Annotated in this window: 12 protein-coding genes and 3 pseudogenes; 8 read left to right on the forward strand and 7 right to left on the reverse strand. The window is 42.4% G+C overall.

What is annotated here, in order from left to right:
- The 4 genes and pseudogenes from LGZ98_RS20685 to LGZ98_RS20700 form a co-directional block, all read left to right on the forward strand.
- A pseudogene (locus LGZ98_RS20685) lies at positions 1 to 450 on the forward strand (MaoC/PaaZ C-terminal domain-containing protein); the annotation flags it as partial.
- 56 nt (positions 451 to 506) lie between these two features.
- The gene (gene fabG / locus LGZ98_RS20690; RefSeq protein WP_262978513.1) at positions 507 to 1250 is read left to right on the forward strand and encodes a 3-oxoacyl-ACP reductase FabG; all 744 of its coding nucleotides are present in this window, start codon (positions 507 to 509) and stop codon (positions 1248 to 1250) included.
- Between the two features lie 322 nt (positions 1251 to 1572).
- A complete protein-coding gene (emrA, locus tag LGZ98_RS20695; RefSeq protein WP_113042856.1) occupies positions 1573 to 2745 on the forward strand; it encodes a multidrug efflux MFS transporter periplasmic adaptor subunit EmrA in 1173 nt (390 codons plus the stop codon).
- Positions 2746 to 2752: 7 nt separating this feature from the next.
- On the forward strand, positions 2753 to 4270 hold the full coding sequence (locus LGZ98_RS20700) for a DHA2 family efflux MFS transporter permease subunit (RefSeq protein WP_262978514.1): 1518 nt from the start codon (positions 2753 to 2755) through the stop codon (positions 4268 to 4270).
- A 137-nt stretch (positions 4271 to 4407) separates the two neighbouring features.
- Here the strand turns inward: LGZ98_RS20700 and ilvA are convergent, their stop codons facing one another.
- From ilvA to ilvL, 6 genes are all read right to left on the reverse strand, one after another.
- Positions 4408 to 5982 (reverse strand): threonine ammonia-lyase, biosynthetic, encoded by a 1575-nt coding sequence (gene ilvA, locus LGZ98_RS20705; protein WP_113042852.1) that lies wholly within the window; start codon positions 5980 to 5982, stop codon positions 4408 to 4410.
- Between the two features lie 4 nt (positions 5983 to 5986).
- Entirely contained in the window at positions 5987 to 7837 is a 1851-nt protein-coding gene (ilvD, locus tag LGZ98_RS20710; protein WP_113042850.1) for a dihydroxy-acid dehydratase, read from the reverse strand.
- 67 nt (positions 7838 to 7904) lie between these two features.
- On the reverse strand, positions 7905 to 8831 hold the full coding sequence (locus LGZ98_RS20715) for a branched-chain amino acid transaminase (protein ID WP_011148753.1): 927 nt from the start codon (positions 8829 to 8831) through the stop codon (positions 7905 to 7907).
- Between the two features lie 23 nt (positions 8832 to 8854).
- Positions 8855 to 9112 carry an acetolactate synthase 2 small subunit gene (gene ilvM, locus LGZ98_RS20720; RefSeq protein WP_011148754.1) on the reverse strand — a complete coding sequence of 86 codons (258 nt, stop codon included), beginning with the start codon at positions 9110 to 9112 and terminating at the stop codon, positions 8855 to 8857.
- The gene (gene ilvG, locus LGZ98_RS20725; RefSeq protein WP_113042848.1) at positions 9109 to 10755 is read right to left on the reverse strand and encodes an acetolactate synthase 2 catalytic subunit; all 1647 of its coding nucleotides are present in this window, start codon (positions 10753 to 10755) and stop codon (positions 9109 to 9111) included. Before ilvG ends, ilvM begins: the two co-directional genes overlap by 4 nt.
- Before the next feature lie 138 nt (positions 10756 to 10893).
- Entirely contained in the window at positions 10894 to 10992 is a 99-nt protein-coding gene (gene ilvL, locus LGZ98_RS20730; RefSeq protein WP_113042847.1) for an ilv operon leader peptide, read from the reverse strand.
- Positions 10993 to 11649: 657 nt separating this feature from the next.
- Here ilvL and LGZ98_RS20735 point away from each other — a divergent pair.
- Positions 11650 to 13173 carry a YifB family Mg chelatase-like AAA ATPase gene (locus LGZ98_RS20735; RefSeq protein ID WP_113042845.1) on the forward strand — a complete coding sequence of 508 codons (1524 nt, stop codon included), beginning with the start codon at positions 11650 to 11652 and terminating at the stop codon, positions 13171 to 13173.
- 47 nt (positions 13174 to 13220) lie between these two features.
- On the opposite strand, the gene LGZ98_RS20740 is transcribed toward LGZ98_RS20735, so the two are convergent.
- Entirely contained in the window at positions 13221 to 13559 is a 339-nt protein-coding gene (locus LGZ98_RS20740) for a MaoP family protein (protein WP_112877337.1), read from the reverse strand.
- Between the two features lie 125 nt (positions 13560 to 13684).
- On the opposite strand from LGZ98_RS20740, the gene hdfR reads away from it, so the two are divergent.
- The 3 genes and pseudogenes from hdfR to LGZ98_RS24355 form a co-directional block, all read left to right on the forward strand.
- The gene (gene hdfR, locus LGZ98_RS20745; protein WP_228902963.1) at positions 13685 to 14521 is read left to right on the forward strand and encodes an HTH-type transcriptional regulator HdfR; all 837 of its coding nucleotides are present in this window, start codon (positions 13685 to 13687) and stop codon (positions 14519 to 14521) included.
- Positions 14522 to 14917: 396 nt separating this feature from the next.
- Positions 14918 to 15171 (forward strand): annotated as a pseudogene (locus LGZ98_RS20750) (transposase); the annotation flags it as partial.
- Positions 15172 to 15920: 749 nt separating this feature from the next.
- Positions 15921 to 16058 (forward strand): annotated as a pseudogene (locus LGZ98_RS24355) (IS982 family transposase); the annotation flags it as partial.
- Positions 16059 to 16112 lie beyond the last annotated feature (54 nt).

A 16112-nucleotide genomic window follows, 5' to 3' on the forward strand; every position in this document is an offset into this window, starting at 1 on the left:
TTTCCCGAAAAACCACGTTGCCAAGTTCCCATACAAGAGACAATAAAAAAATCCATCGAATTTAAACATACCTTTCCGGAAATCAATGAATTCTGGATCTTTCTTGATGCTCTGATGTTTTATCTTTTTATGCAGCAAAGTGCCAAAACTGCACTAGCAACAGAATTTAAAACCTATTTTGGCAAACAAGAACATGATGAAACATGCCTCAAAGATCTCATTGTTTTGCATGTTATGCACACTGTGAGTTTCTCTCCAGCGCTGCTTAATCGCCAAATCCCAGATGAAATGCCAAATATCGAATATACGATCCTACCAAAAGATACATTCGACGTTGATGGTTCGTTATACGGTACGTTGGAAATCCCAATCTGGCTGAATGGCGAAATCTCTTTAGTTGTTGAGATGAGTCTGATGGGAACAACAAAAAGAAAGCAGATTGCCAACTAAGATTTGATGAATGCGGTATTGGCAAACGGATGGCAAAAATTTAGAGGAATAACTTAATGAGTATCAGCACCCCTTGGGTTTTTATTTCAGGAGGATCACGTGGTATCGGCAAAGGCATAGTAAAAATGCTGGCTGCTCAGAACTATCACGTGGTTTTTACCTATAAATCAAGCACAAATGAAGCTCAAACATTATGTCAGGAAATTGAACAGCAAGGTTATCGCTGTGAGGGCTATCAATGTGATGTCTCAAACGCCGAAGAAGTCAAAACATTGTCAACAGAGCTTGTCTCACGATATGGCTCTCCCTATGCCATCATCAATAACGCCGGAATTACACAAGATGCATTACTGATAAATATGAAAGAAGAAGAGTGGCACAATGTAATTTCTACCAATCTTTCTTCTGTTTATTTAGTCAATCACGCTTTTCTCCCTGAAATGATTACTGCGGGAGAAGGCTGCATTATCCACATGAGCTCAGTCACTGCGTTTAAAGCCAACTCAGGGCAAGTTAACTACGCTGCAACCAAAGCCGCTATGATCGGTATTACCCGCTCGTTAGCGGTTGAAGTTGGCCGATTTAATGTTCGAGTCAATACCGTTGCGCCAGGCTTGATTGATACTGAAATGTTGGATCATATCCCTGCATCACACAGGAAAAAACTATTATCTACCATTCCATTGGGCCGTTTAGGTTCAGTGGAAGATATTGCTCTGGCAATCAATTTCCTGCTCAGCCCCGGAGGACGCTACATCACCGGGCAAACATTCGTTATTGATGGAGGAATGACTTCCTGAGTCAGTTAAATAATTAACATCAATGGCTTCGTATCCCTATTCTGTGATTATTTGTACCCAGATAAATGTTCTGGGTACTGACACAAAATACTGTTAATCATTGCCAGATAGACAATCCAGCCTCTCTGATAAATGTTAATAACGATAATAAACAATTTTAATATTAAATCATGCTCTTGGCGTTAAGTGCTAAATATTAGCAATTTTCATTTTATCAGATGAGAAGGGCTTGACCTTGTAGTCGACTCCAAGGTGTTTAATCAAATATAAGCACATTAATTAAGACAAATTTATTTTTAATCACTGTGATGGGAGAGAACACATGACCGGAGAAATACAACCCCCTCCGCTTAATGAGAAAAAGTCAAAACGTAAGTTAGCACTGATCCTCGCAACTCTCTTATTTGTTTTTGCCGGGTTAGGTTACTTCACCTATTGGCTTATTTCATTACGTCATTATCAAGCAACTGATGATGCTTATGTTGTTGGTAATCAGGTACAAGTAATGGCCCAGATCACCGGCAGCGTAACCGCTATTTATGCTGATAATACCGACTTCGTTCAGCAAGGCGATATTTTGCTACGTTTAGACTCTATTGATGCGGAACATGCTTTTGAGCGAGCGAAAAATATATTGGCTAATAATGTCAGACAAACTCACCAAACCATTATTGATAATGAAAAACTATTGGCTAATATTGCGCTCAAACAAACGGCATTACAACAGGCTCAGGATGATTTAAAACGACGTGAACATCTGGGACTCACAGGTGCTATCGCCAAAGAAAATCTGATTCATTCCCGCAATAGCGTGCAAGTGGCAAAATCTGAGCTAAATATTGCCCGACAACAATATTATGCTAACAAAGCACTAGTTATAGACACCCCATTAAATCAACAACCTGCCATTAAACTGGCCGCTTCTCAACTCTGCGATGCATGGTTAACCTTACAGCGCACCCAGATTGTAGCGCCGGTAACAGGATACGTTTCACGCCGCAGTGTTCAAGTAGGCTCACAAATAAAAAGTGGCGCTCCATTGATGGTTATCGTACCCGCTGACCAACTTTGGGTCGAAGCTAACTTTAAAGAAGTTCAACTCGCCAATGTCCGTATTGGTCAATCCGTAACACTGATTAGCGATTTCTATGGCAATGATGTCATTTATAGAGGTCAGATCGTTGGTCTTGATATGGGAACTGGCAGTGCATTTTCTTTATTACCAGCACAAAATGCCACCGGTAACTGGATCAAAGTGGTTCAACGTTTACCTGTCCGTGTTGAACTAGAAGCACAACAACTTATCGATCATCCTTTACGCATCGGTTTATCCATGCACGCCACGGTTGATACCCGAAATCGGGATGGTCTGGTGCTTGCCGACACGCCTCGTAATCGCATTGTTTATGAAACCAACATCTTAACTTACAACACCGGAGAAATTGATCAGCTAATTAACGAAATCATTCAAGTTAATACCAGTCAAAATAAGTGAGGTTAACATGCTCAAAGAGCCATTATCAGGAGCCAAACTTGGCTGGCTAACCCTGGCTTTAGCATTAGCCGCTTTTTTACAAATATTGGATCTGACTATTGCTAACGTTGCAATATCAACAATTGCTGGAGATCTGGGTTCATCAGTATCACAAGGTACTTGGGTAATTACTTCATTTGCTGTTGCTAACGCGATCTCTATTCCATTAACTGGCTGGTTAGCAAAACGGTTCGGGGAAGTCCGGGTTTTCTTAATTTCAATGATCTTGTTTGTGATCACTTCCTGGTTATGTGGTATTGCTAATAGCTTGGAAATGTTGATCATTTCCCGCGTTCTACAAGGTATCTCAGCCGGGCCAATTATGCCCCTTTCGCAAAGTTTGCTACTCAACAACTATCCTCCGCTAAAACGCAATATGGCATTGGCACTGTGGTCAATGACTATCGTTATCGCTCCGGTTTGTGGTCCGATACTCGGCGGTTGGATCAGCGACAATTACCATTGGGGATGGATCTTTCTCATCAATGTTCCAGTTGGCTTTGCTGCCATTGCTATCACCTGGATGCTGTTAAAAGACCGGGAAACTGAAACAACGGCTAGGTCAATTGATATCGTAGGACTAATTTTATTGGTCATCGGTGTTGGTTGTTTTCAGCTATTGCTTGATAGAGGAAAAGAGCTTGACTGGTTCAACTCAACAGAAATTATTGCATTAGCCATTATCGCAGTTATTGCCATAACTTTCCTGATCATCTGGGAATTCACCGATGATGATCCGATCATTGATTTATCACTATTTAAATCACGTAATTTTACTATCGGTACTTTATGTATCAGTTTGGCTTTCCTACTCCATATAGGCACTCTGGTTTTGCAGCCTCAACTATTGCAAATGGTATTTGGTTATACAGCCACTTGGGCAGGATTGGTCATGGCTCCATTAGGAATAGTGCCGATAATGCTCGTTCCACTCATTGGTCGTTTTAGTTCAAAAATTGATATGCGTTATTTAGTTATGTTTAGCTTTATCATTTTTGCACTCTGTTTCTTTTGGAGAACCAATACCTTTGAGCTATCAATGGATTTTTCCACTGCTGCCTGGCCACAATTTATTCAGGGCTTTGCTATCGCCTGTTTAATTATGCCACTAACAGCCATTATATTATCTGATGTTGAACCCGCTAAAATCGCCTCTGCGGGCAGTTTATTTAACTTTTTACGCACGCTGGCAACATCCGTGGGTACTTCAATTACCACCACGATGTGGTCCCGTCGCGAAGCTGTCCACCACGTTCAGTTAACTGAATCGATAACTCCCCATAATCCTATTGCTCAACAAGCCTATGAAAAAATGGAACAACTAGGGATGTCACACGCCCAAGTCAGTCACTCTCTGGCACGTGAAATCACTAATCAGGGATTGATTATTGCTGCTAACGAGATTTATTGGCTATTTGGCTTTATTTTTCTGATCTTGCTGATCTTTATCTGGTTGGCAAAACCCACTGTTGGAGAAAAGAAATAGCACAATAATCAAAGAATTTATTATAGAGCTCTTTCCAATGGAACCTAGGCGAATATTAAATCTTGTCAAAATAGCACCTTATCCAGGCGCTATTTTGTCGTTTTATAGAACATGTTTTTTCATTACCAAGACACCGATCAACCTCCGGCTGCTTCAGACGCCTGGCACATTAAAAAGAATTTAAACGCGGGGGTATCCGTCTCATCGTGATACGCATAGCCTAATGCATCAAGATGACGCTCAAAACGCACTTCCGCTCCTGACAATTCAAATGCAGCTAATACCCGGCCATAATCTGTACCATAATTGCGATAATGGAATAACGTAATATTCCAGTGAGTTCCCAAAGTTTGTAAGAACTTGAGCAAAGCCCCTGGCGATTCAGGAAATTCAAAACTAAACAAGCGCTCTTTCAATGGCTTAGATGGACGACCGCCGATCATATAACGAACATGTAATTTCGCCATTTCATCATCTGAAAGATCAGCAACCTGATATCCTGCGGTACGTAATTCCTCGATAATTTCCCGCCGTTCCACCTCACCACGACTCAGGCGAACACCAACGAAAAGACAAGCCTGATCAGGATCTGCATCCGTATAACGATAATTAAACTCTGTTACCACCCGATCGCCCAATTTCTGGCAAAAACTCAGGAAACCCCCTTTCTGTTCAGGAATAGTCACTGCCAGCAATGCTTCCCGCTGCTCGCCCAATTCACAACGCTCAGAGACATAGCGTAACCCGTGGAAGCTTACGTTAGCGCCAGAAAGAATATGTGCCAGTCGTTCACCTTTAAGCTGATGCTGCTGAACATACTTTTTCAATCCAGCTAGCGCCAATGCACCGGATGGCTCAGCAATCGCACGTACATCTTCAAACAGATCTTTTACCGCCGCACAAATAGCATCACTGTCTACCGTGATAACATCATCCACATATTGCTGACACAAACGAAATGTTTCATCACCGATACGCTTAACAGCAACACCCTCAGCAAATAAGCCAACTCGTGGTAAATCTACCGGATGTCCAGCTTCCATTGCCGCTTTCAGGCAAGCTGAATCTTCCGCTTCCACCCCAATGATTTTAATTTCTGGCATCAGTTGCTTAATCAACACTGCCACTCCAGCAATCAAGCCACCACCACCAACAGGTACAAAGATGCGATCCAAGCGCACATCCTGTTGCAAAAGTTCCATCGCCAGTGTTGCCTGACCTGCGATTACAGCGGGATGATCAAACGGAGGAATAAAGGTATAGCCCTCCTGTTGTGCCATTTCTATTGCTTTAGCTTTAGCCTCATCAAAATTAGCACCATACAACAGAGCCTTGCCACCGAAACTACGGACTGCATCGACTTTAATATCCGCGGTAGTAACCGGCATAACAATCAGAGATTTTATTCCCAAACGATTGGCAGAAAGTGCAACCCCCTGAGCATGGTTACCGGCTGACGCAGTAATCACTCCCCGGTTTTTTTGTTCCTCAGTCAAACCTGCAATCATGGCATACGCACCACGGAGCTTGAAACTGTGAACAGGTTGCCGATCTTCCCGCTTTACCAAAATAGTATTTCCTAAGCGGGCAGAAATTTTCTCCATTTCCTGCAAGGGCGTCACCTGAGCAACTTCATAAACCGGCGTACTTAATGCCGCTTTCAAATACTCTGCACCATTTGGTGCGGAAGTTAAGGGAAGAAATGCAGCCATGCGATTATCCCCCTAACTTAGATTTATCACGGACAGCCCCTTTATCCGCACTGGTCGCCAATGAAGCATAAGCTCTCAGGGCAAACGATACCTGACGTTCACGAGCTTTCGGTGTCCACGCTTTGTCTCCGCGGGCAAATTCCACTTCTTTACGGGTAGCAAGTACCCTTTCATCTATATCAAGTCGAATTTTCCGCCGTGGAATATCAATATCAATGATATCGCCATCTTGAACCAAACCGATTAGCCCCCCATTAGCCGCTTCCGGAGAAACATGACCGATCGACAAACCCGAGGTACCACCAGAAAAACGCCCATCGGTAATCAATGCACAACTTTTACCTAACCCCATAGATTTTAGATAAGTCGTCGGATACAACATTTCCTGCATGCCAGGCCCACCTTTTGGCCCTTCATAACGAATGACCACTACATCACCAGCAACGACTTTTCCACCCAAGATCGCATCAACCGCATCTTCCTGACTTTCGTAAACTTTGGCTGGCCCACGGAACGTCAAACTGCCCTCATCAACCCCGGCAGTTTTTACAATACAACCATCTATAGCCAAATTACCAAATAGAACAGCAAGACCACCATCCCGACTATAGGCATGTTCAATGTCGCGAATACACCCTTCTACACGGTCAGTATCCAACGAAGGCCAGCGACAATCTTGTGAAAATGCCTGAGTAGTACGGATACCCGCAGGACCTGCCGAATACATCTCCTTCACTGACTCATCTACCATCTGCATCACATCGTACTGATTAAGCGTTTGTAACAAATCCAGACCTAAAACATTTTTAACCTGACGATTCAGCAAACCCGCTCTATCCAGCTCACCTAAAATACCGATCACACCACCAGCACGATGAACATCTTCCATATGGTATTTTTGTGTACTTGGTGCAACTTTACATAGATGAGGGATCTGACGAGACAAACGATCAATATCCGCCATAGTGAAATCAACCTCCCCTTCCTGCGCCGCAGCCAGTAAGTGAAGCACAGTATTTGTTGAACCACCCATTGCAATATCCAACATCATCGCATTTTCAAATGCGGCTTTCGTTGCAATACTACGCGGCAGAGCACTGTCATCATTTTGTTCATAATAACGCTTAGTCAATTCAACAATGCGCTTGCCTGCATTCAGAAACAGCACTTTACGATCTGCATGAGTAGCCAGCAATGAGCCATTCCCCGGTTGAGACAAACCCAGTGCTTCTGTCAGACAATTCATAGAGTTAGCAGTAAACATGCCTGAGCATGAACCGCAGGTTGGGCAAGCTGAGCGCTCAATCTGATTGCTATCCTCATCACTGACTTTCGGGTTCGCGCCTTGGATCATTGCATCGATCAGATCCAATTTAATAATCTGATCTGACAATTTAGTTTTACCTGCCTCCATAGGACCACCGGAAACAAAAATCACCGGAATGTTCAGACGTAGTGCTGCCATCAGCATTCCTGGTGTAATTTTGTCACAATTGGAAATACACACCATAGCGTCCGCACAATGTGCATTCACCATATATTCAACAGAATCAGCGATCAATTCACGTGACGGCAGAGAATAGAGCATACCACCATGCCCCATTGCGATACCGTCATCCACCGCTATAGTATTGAACTCTTTTGCAACACCGCCTGATGCTTCAATCTGTTCCGCAACCAGTTTACCTAAGTCCCGCAAATGAACATGCCCTGGAACAAACTGAGTAAATGAGTTAACTACTGCAATAATCGGTTTACCGAAATCTGCATCGGTCATCCCTGTCGCGCGCCATAAAGCGCGAGCTCCTGCCATATTGCGGCCATGAGTCGTAGTGGCAGAACGGTACTTAGGCATTATCTTCACTCCCGTGTTATCAAAACAGGCGGGGAACGAACCGCCCGTTAAATTATTTATAGTTCTATTAAGGATTGACTGGATCTAGCCAGCCCCATTTATCATCTGTTGTGCCATCAAACAAGCCAAAGAAAGCTTGTTGAATTTTTTTGGTAATAGGTCCACATCTACCGATACCAACCTGAATATCATCAACACTGCGAACGGGTGTGATTTCAGCCGCTGTGCCAGACATAAAAACTTCATCAGCCAGGTACAGTGATTCGCGAGACAATACCTGCTCACGCACTTCCAGCCCTAAATCTTTCGCCAGTTTGATAATGGCATCACGAGTAATTCCTGGTAATGCAGCGGAGGTAAATGGTGGGGTAAATAATATGCCATCTTTTACTTCAAATAGATTTTCACCCGCTCCCTCAGAAATATAACCAGAAACATCCAGTGCAATACCTTCCTGATACCCACGACGACGAGCTTCACTACCCACTAAAAGCGAAGACAGGTAGTTACCACCGGCTTTAGCCGCAGTTGGCATTGTGTTTGGTGCCGCACGATTCCATGAAGAAACCATCGCATCAATTCCTTGATCTAATGCGCCTTCTCCCAAATAAGCTCCCCACGGAAAGGCGGCAATAATGACATCAGTTTTATAGCCGGCAGGTGGATTAACCCCCATACCAACATCACCGATAAAGACCAATGGACGTATATAAGCACTGACTAAATTATTTTTACGAAGAGTTGCCCGACACGCCTCCATTAATTCATCGACACTCTGGTTCAACGGCATACGATAAATCTTTGCAGAATCATGTAAACGCTGCATATGCTCACGATGGCGGAAAACCACTGGCCCTTTATGAGAGTCATAACAGCGAATTCCCTCAAAAACAGATGTACCGTAATGTAAAGCATGGGACATCACGTGAACTTTAGCATCTGCCCAAGGAACCATCTCACCATTGAACCAAATGTAATCGGATTGCTTCGTCATTCTCTTATTCCTTTATTTCTACGTTATGCACGTATGAGTTGTGATTTTTGTTGCAGGATCTTGACACCAGCGACATCCACTAATTTAGTCAGTTGTGAAGACAACAAATTAACCGGTTTTTGGCTGGCAACAATTAATTCGATATTAACATTATCGCCATCCATTGTTTGATCCATATTCATTGAACATATCTGAAATCCACGATGACGCGTTACCCGTAAGATACGCTCTAATATTTCAGGACGGAAACGAGCATGGATTGCAAGTTGATGCTGCATCATAATGATTTCTCCAACATAGTTTCATTGCTTGCACCGGGAGGAACTAACGGCCAAACGTTCTCTAATTCCTCAATAGATACCTGTAATAAATAGGGGCCCTTACTGCTGAATAATGCATTCAGCGCTTCATCAATCTGTGATTTATCTGTGATATGTTGCCCAGGAATACCAAAAGCTTTCGCTAATGTGACAAAATCGGGGTTATCTGTTAATGTCGTTTCACTATATCGCTTATCAAAAAACAGCTCCTGCCATTGCCGCACCATTCCCAATCGCTGGTTATCCAACAATAAAATTTTTACTGGTAATTGCTTGCGTTTAATTGTCCCCAATTCTTGAACATTCATCATGAAAGAGCCATCTCCAGATACACAAATCACCATATCTTCCGGTCGAGCAATCTGAGCGCCAATTGCAGCAGGGATACCAAATCCCATTGAGCCCAATCCACTAGACGTAATGAAATTTTCAGGCCCATCAAAAGTCATATGCTGAGCAGTCCACATTTGATGCTGTCCAACATCGGTAGTAATAACCGTATTAAATGTTTTACGATCTGAAACCTGCTTCAATAACCAAGGCGCATAGATACTCTCCCCTTGATGGTCATAACACCAAGGATATTCAGCTTTCAGATACTTAACTTCCTGTTGCCAGGGCATAATTGACAATGGCTGTTGCAAACGGGGCAATAATACCTTTACATCCCCCAGTAACGACACATGAGCCTGACGTAATTTACCCAACTCTGCCGGATCGATATCCAGATGAATGATTTTTGCACACGGAGCAAAAGTATTAAGTTTGCCAGTCACACGATCATCAAAACGAGCACCTACAGCAATCAACAAATCACATGACTGAACGGCAAGATTGGCCGCTTTCGAACCATGCATCCCAAGCATTCCCAGATAACATGGATGTTCTGAATCGGCAGCCCCCAAGCCTTTCAACGTAGAAGCAACCGGCATACCTGTTTCCACAACAAAATCTCGCAGAATAGAAACTGCTTGAGACATCCCTACTCCACCACCGACATACAACACTGGCTTTGCCGCAGTCGCAATCATTTTCCGAGCTTGTTCTAATTCACTTTCCGAGCAGGGCTCCTTTTGCTCAACGGGTACCAAATGTGGTACCAAATTCCCCTCTTTCAACTGAATATCTTTAGGAATATCAATCAAAACTGGGCCAGGTCGACCACTAGTGGCAATAGAAAAGGCTTCCGCCATAATTTGAGGTAAATCTTCCAGTGAGTCCACTAAGAAACTGTGTTTAGTACAAGCAAGGGAGAGGCCTAAAATATCGACTTCTTGGAAGGCATCAGTTCCAATCAATTCAGAACCAACTTGACCAGTGATAGCAACAATAGGAACAGAATCTAACAATGCATCGGCTAATCCAGTGATTAAGTTTGTTGCTCCCGGTCCCGATGTAGCGATACAAACTCCCGGCTTACCACTGGCTCTCGCATAACCGATTGCAGCCATAGCTGCCCCCTGTTCATGCCGACAAAGCAAATGCTCCACCCCACCATCGTACAAGGCATCATAAACCGGCATGATCGTACCACCAGGGTAGCCAAAAACCTTATCAACCCCTTGCGTTCGTAATACCTTTACAACCCACTGCGCCCCGTTCATTTTTCATATCCCCTGTGTTTACCCTGTGAGACAAAATTTTGTTCTGTTGTATGTTTCCGTCTCTACCGGATTTTGCTTGCCGAAAAAAAACCCCCGCGCCTTTCGGTGCGGGGGTCTTCGAGAGATCTGGCTGTTATTCTAAGCCGTTCTTCGTCCAAGTGCAGCCCCGCACGGTGGGATAATAATCACCACCACGCTGACAATAATTAGGCTAATCACTAGGACAAATGTGCTCATAATCTTGGTCGTTTAACTGGTTTGTTTAATCTATATTTAAGAGTTATCACGTTCTTCATAGCTTGACAACATTTATTTTGTTTTATTACTCGATATAAAAAAATACTATTTATTTTCAATTAAATACTTGTTATATGGATTATTTATCCAGTAAATAAACCGATTTAAGTGATAAAAACTAACTGATTAGATATAAACAAAACAACACATTAATAGATAACATAAAAAACAAATCATCCGACTATAATCAAAAATAAAGAGCTTGTTATTAATCACTTGAGTAACAAAAGCTTCTCATTAAAAATAAAGCATGATGATATAACATACTAAATTCATCCACTGTAAAAATATATATAAGTTTGAATTTAAATTAAATTCAACCAATAAAAAATCAATCTAAAAACATAACCAAAATAATAAAAAAACCTCAAAACAAGAATATAAAGATAATAGATACAATGAGTTAAACATTAAAATAATAAAAATTAAACCATTTAAATCAATAAAATAAAAATTATTTGATTTAAATTCCAAAATAAAATTTTTATAGTTGCTTCGAAAAATATTTATTAGAGCCGCTTCGCAAAAAAATAATAGAAAACTATTTATTATCTAATTTCAGTCCATCATATACGCTTTCTTACTAAGGAGAATAGGATGGCCCTCGCTGTTATTTATACCCGAGCGACTATAGGTATTCACGCCCCTATTGTTACCGTTGAAGCGCATATTAGTAATGGTTTACCTGGATTAACCCTAGTTGGTTTGCCTGAAACAGCCGTAAAAGAAGCAAGAGATCGTGTCAGAAGCGCGTTGATCAACAGCGGGTTTACCTATCCGCCTAAAAGAATCACCGTCAATCTTGCACCCGCAGATCTTCCCAAAGAAGGTGGCCGTTATGATTTGCCAATCGCTATCGCTATTTTAGCCGCTTCAGAACAAATACCTACCGATAAACTAAGTCATTACGAATTTCTTGGTGAACTCGCTCTATCCGGGGGTTTACGGAAAGTTAACGGCGCAATTCCAGCCGCACTCAGCGCAGGAGAAGCAGGAAGACAACTTATTCTACCAACAGAAAACGCAATAGAGCTGGCAATTTTATCTCAGAATGAAACGTTAATGACAGAACATCTCTTGCATATCTGCCACTTTCTTCAGGGAGAACAACAACTGCTGACAGCACCAATCCAACATGAATCCTTAACAGAACCATCACAACCGGATCTACAGGATATTATTGGCCAGGAACAAGCAAAACGCGCCCTAGAAATCACAGCCGCTGGCGGACATAATCTTTTGCTACTTGGCCCTCCAGGGACAGGAAAAACAATGTTGGCAAGCCGGCTATGTAGTCTATTACCACCATTAACAAACAAAGAGGCCCTTGAGATTGCCGCTATCAATAGCTTGGTGGATACCTACCTTCCACCTGAACAATGGCATACACGCCCATTTAGAGCGCCTCATCACAGTTCTTCAATGGCAGCTCTAGTCGGCGGCGGTGGACTTCCAAAACCTGGTGAAATTTCACTTGCTCACAACGGCGTGCTATTTCTAGATGAACTACCTGAATTTGAACGCAGAGTCCTTGATGCTCTCAGAGAACCGCTGGAATCAGGGGAAATAATTATCTCCCGAGCCAGAGCAAAAGTTTGTTTTCCTGCCCAAGTTCAATTGATAGCAGCAATGAATCCTAGCCCTACAGGCTATCATCAGGGCATTAAAAATCGAAGTAGTCCTCAGCAAATACTTCGATACCTAGCGAAACTTTCTGGTCCTTTCTTGGATCGTTTTGATCTCTCAATTGAAGTTCCCCTGTTACCCATTGGAACATTGAGTAGCCCTGTTAGACCAAGCGAAAGCAGCAAAGATGTAAGATTAAGAGTACTAGCAGCACGAGAAATACAACTAAAACGGTGTGGAAAAATTAATGCTCATCTGAATAGTAAAGAGACAGAGACATTTTGTAAGCTCAAACCTGACGATGCTGTATTTCTAGAACAAACTCTAATAAAACTAGGGCTTTCAATCCGAGCATGGCACCGAATTCTGAAAACATCCCGGACACTTGCCGACTTAGAAGAAAAAAAAGAGATAGAAAAACCACATATCATGGAAGCCTTAAGCTATCGCAGTATGGACAGATTATTAATACAATTACAAAAACAATCAGGTTAGCAATGAAAAAGGGGCAAAGCCCCTAATATTCATAACTTGTGATAATATTAATCATCGGTGTCGGTATAGTCATCAGAAGCATCGATCTGGGGCTTACCGCCTGAAAGAGTATGAAAACGCTTTGGACGACTAATCTTTGCAAGATATTTGGTCCATACTTTTTCTTCTATTGTCACAGGCTGCCGTTCACCCCGGCAAACAGCAACAAACAGCTCTTCTACTTCTGTTTGAGGCTCGCGTTTACCAAGATCTAACTCATTGAACGCATAACCATGGCGCTCTAGCAATTGCGCCTCTTTAATGGTGAAATCGCCATGGCGGGAGAACCCGCGAGGATAATTTTTGTTATCAAAAAAACGATTAGTCGTGATGAAGCTTTCGGCCATCTGACACACTCCTAATTCTAGTATTGTTACTATCATGCCAATTATGGCGCGGAGTATTAGATAGGCCTAGCGTTCTGTAAAACAAAAAATTTAAATCTTAACGATAAATATTATTGGAGATATATGTGGACACTGAATTACTGAAAACCTTCTTGGAAGTCAGTAAAACTCGTCACTTTGGGAGGGCAGCCGAATCACTGTACCTGACACAATCAGCAGTTAGCTTTCGCATACGCCAACTAGAAAATCAATTAGGTACTCATCTTTTCACTCGCCACCGCAATAACATCCGTCTTACAGCAGCAGGAGAGCGCCTTATTCCCTATGCAGAATCACTGATGAGCACCTGGCAATTGGCTAAAAAAGAGATAATGCATGCTTCTCAACATATTGAATTAACAATTGGTGCCACTGCATCACTATGGGAAGCATATTTAACTTCCTGGTTACAAGGCTTCTATAAAAAACATCAGGACTTAAGATTGGAATCCCGGGTTTCTACACGGCAATCCCTTGTTAAACAGCTTCATTCACGTGAGTTAGATCTATTGATCACTACCGAACCACCCAAAATGGATGAGTTCCAAAGCCTATTATTAGGAAATATTTGCTTGAAGTTATTAACAACAGAAGAAAATCTGAAATACCAAATTAAAAATTACATCAAGCTAGAATGGGGAGCTGATTTCCATCATCAGGAACAACGGATTTTAAAAAGTGAGCAGTTACCCACCATCACAACCACTTCAGCACATATAGCCCGCCAACTACTCAATAGCGTAAGAGGAGCCGCCTTCTTACCAATACACTGGCAAAATGAATATCCAGAGCTGGTCTCCTATCCAAATACTGAACTAATTGAACGCCCATTATATGCCATATGGCTACAAAAGAATGATCAGCAAGCATTCATTCAACAGTTATTAAAAATACCTATCATACATACTCCTACAAGAGGTTAAGAAGCATCCATGTAAATCATTTAATTAGCAAATATATGTTCTGCAAAATTTATGGATAGCAATACTATACGAAAACAGGAATGAAAATAGTAAAGGAGAAAGAAATTTCAGATCGAGCATAAGGGTGGGATTACTTTTGCTATCTTCCCACATATAGCTCCTATTTACTAAGTAATCCTTACGTATAGTATAACCTGAATCAGACGTAGTGTTCCCACCTTATCGTTTTAGGTATCCTCTCCTTCAAACCGAACTTTTCTTAAGAAGAAAATTTTCACAATCAAAATATTAGCTAAGATCTATTCGTATATATCCTCTAGACACTTAGTTCAGAAGGACTTTAACTAACCCAAATTCTGGATAAGAAATTGACGAGAAACCTGTTCCAGGAGCAAAGTTTTGGTGCCACTATGCAGTTATCTGACTCAATTAAAAGGCAAACCCATAGGAATTTTGCTTCGATTGATTCCACCAGTTTGCGGGTTTGTCATAACATCCGTATTCCCCGTCATCTTTACGCCGACAAGGAGTATCTCAGTCAGGAGCTCGCTGACGATTTAGCCAAAACCAGTGTCACTTTCATCACGAAAAAGCGCCGAAACATGAAAGAGTGTATGCAAGCTGAGTGGGATAAATTCAGGATAGAGAGAGTGGCAGGCCCACCGAAGTCTGCTGTCGGAAGCGGGCTTCAAACCCCCTCAAGCGGCTGCCGTAAAGAGCGGTAGTCGTGAGCGTTGAGGTCAAAGTGCGAACAATAGTTCAGCAAGTAGGATACAAAGAGACGAGTAAAACCGAACCCATGTGGACGCGTCGTAAAGAAGAGATTTGAAATCAAAACTAGGCGTTTCTATCTTCCGGGATAAATCTGTGAGTGAATTCCGAATGCTGCGCAGGTGATGTCCGGCGTAGAGTGGGCGTGACTTTGTATCGGACTCTTTCTGGGAACGGCGGGAACCCGTCATCACGATGTCAAGGGAGAAATGCAAGTCACTAAATTGACAAGTATGAAAGTACCGATGAGTGATACGGGGGCGGAGTGACTCGTAATAGTGAGGAAATATTTGTAATGAATGTGGAACGAAGGGGTCACGTCAAGCGGCCTTGCCCAGTATCCAACTGTCAGACAGGAGGAGATGCTGAGGTTAAGGCAAAACCGTTTGTCATTGATAAAAGGGATGTGCACCGTGCCGGGTTATTGGTCAAAGCCAATCAGGGTATGACGGGAGTGGATGGTCGAACCATTGCGGATTTTAAATCAAACCTAAAAGGGAATCTATATAAACTGTGGAACCGCTTATCATCGGGCAGCTATTATCCGCCCCCGGTGAAAGGTGTCACTATTCCCAAGAAATCAGGTGGTGAACGTCTGCTGGGTATTCCCACTGTTGCGGATCGTGTAATAGAGTATTCGCGCCACCGAGGTATAAAAGGATTTATGTTGCCCGTTTTAGGCGGTTTGATTGCTTACTGCCTTAAATGGAAGAAACCATCACTGAAAGTTTTCTACTCAGAAGACGATTTTTCAGTGACGGTTTAAACAGAATTCGGGTTAACTAGTATGAAAATTGCCAAAAAGTCTAAAAAGTTATCT

The sequence above is a fragment of the Photorhabdus kayaii genome (assembly GCF_025384895.1).
Taxonomy (GTDB): Bacteria; Pseudomonadota; Gammaproteobacteria; order Enterobacterales; family Enterobacteriaceae; genus Photorhabdus; species Photorhabdus kayaii.

Excerpts from the sequence above, each read along its gene's own strand:
- fabG (WP_262978513.1), top strand. The coding sequence starts at position 507 with ATGAGTATCAGCACCCCTTGGGTTTTTATTTCAGGAGGATCACGTGGT.
- emrA (WP_113042856.1), top strand. The coding sequence starts at position 1,573 with ATGACCGGAGAAATACAACCCCCTCCGCTTAATGAGAAAAAGTCAAAA.
- LGZ98_RS20700 (WP_262978514.1), top strand. The coding sequence starts at position 2,753 with ATGCTCAAAGAGCCATTATCAGGAGCCAAACTTGGCTGGCTAACCCTG.
- ilvA (WP_113042852.1), bottom strand. The coding sequence starts at position 5,982 with ATGGCTGCATTTCTTCCCTTAACTTCCGCACCAAATGGTGCAGAGTAT.
- ilvD (WP_113042850.1), bottom strand. The coding sequence starts at position 7,837 with ATGCCTAAGTACCGTTCTGCCACTACGACTCATGGCCGCAATATGGCA.
- LGZ98_RS20715 (WP_011148753.1), bottom strand. The coding sequence starts at position 8,831 with ATGACGAAGCAATCCGATTACATTTGGTTCAATGGTGAGATGGTTCCT.
- ilvM (WP_011148754.1), bottom strand. The coding sequence starts at position 9,112 with ATGATGCAGCATCAACTTGCAATCCATGCTCGTTTCCGTCCTGAAATA.
- ilvG (WP_113042848.1), bottom strand. The coding sequence starts at position 10,755 with ATGAACGGGGCGCAGTGGGTTGTAAAGGTATTACGAACGCAAGGGGTT.
- ilvL (WP_113042847.1), bottom strand. The coding sequence starts at position 10,992 with ATGAGCACATTTGTCCTAGTGATTAGCCTAATTATTGTCAGCGTGGTG.
- LGZ98_RS20735 (WP_113042845.1), top strand. The coding sequence starts at position 11,650 with ATGGCCCTCGCTGTTATTTATACCCGAGCGACTATAGGTATTCACGCC.
- LGZ98_RS20740 (WP_112877337.1), bottom strand. The coding sequence starts at position 13,559 with ATGGCCGAAAGCTTCATCACGACTAATCGTTTTTTTGATAACAAAAAT.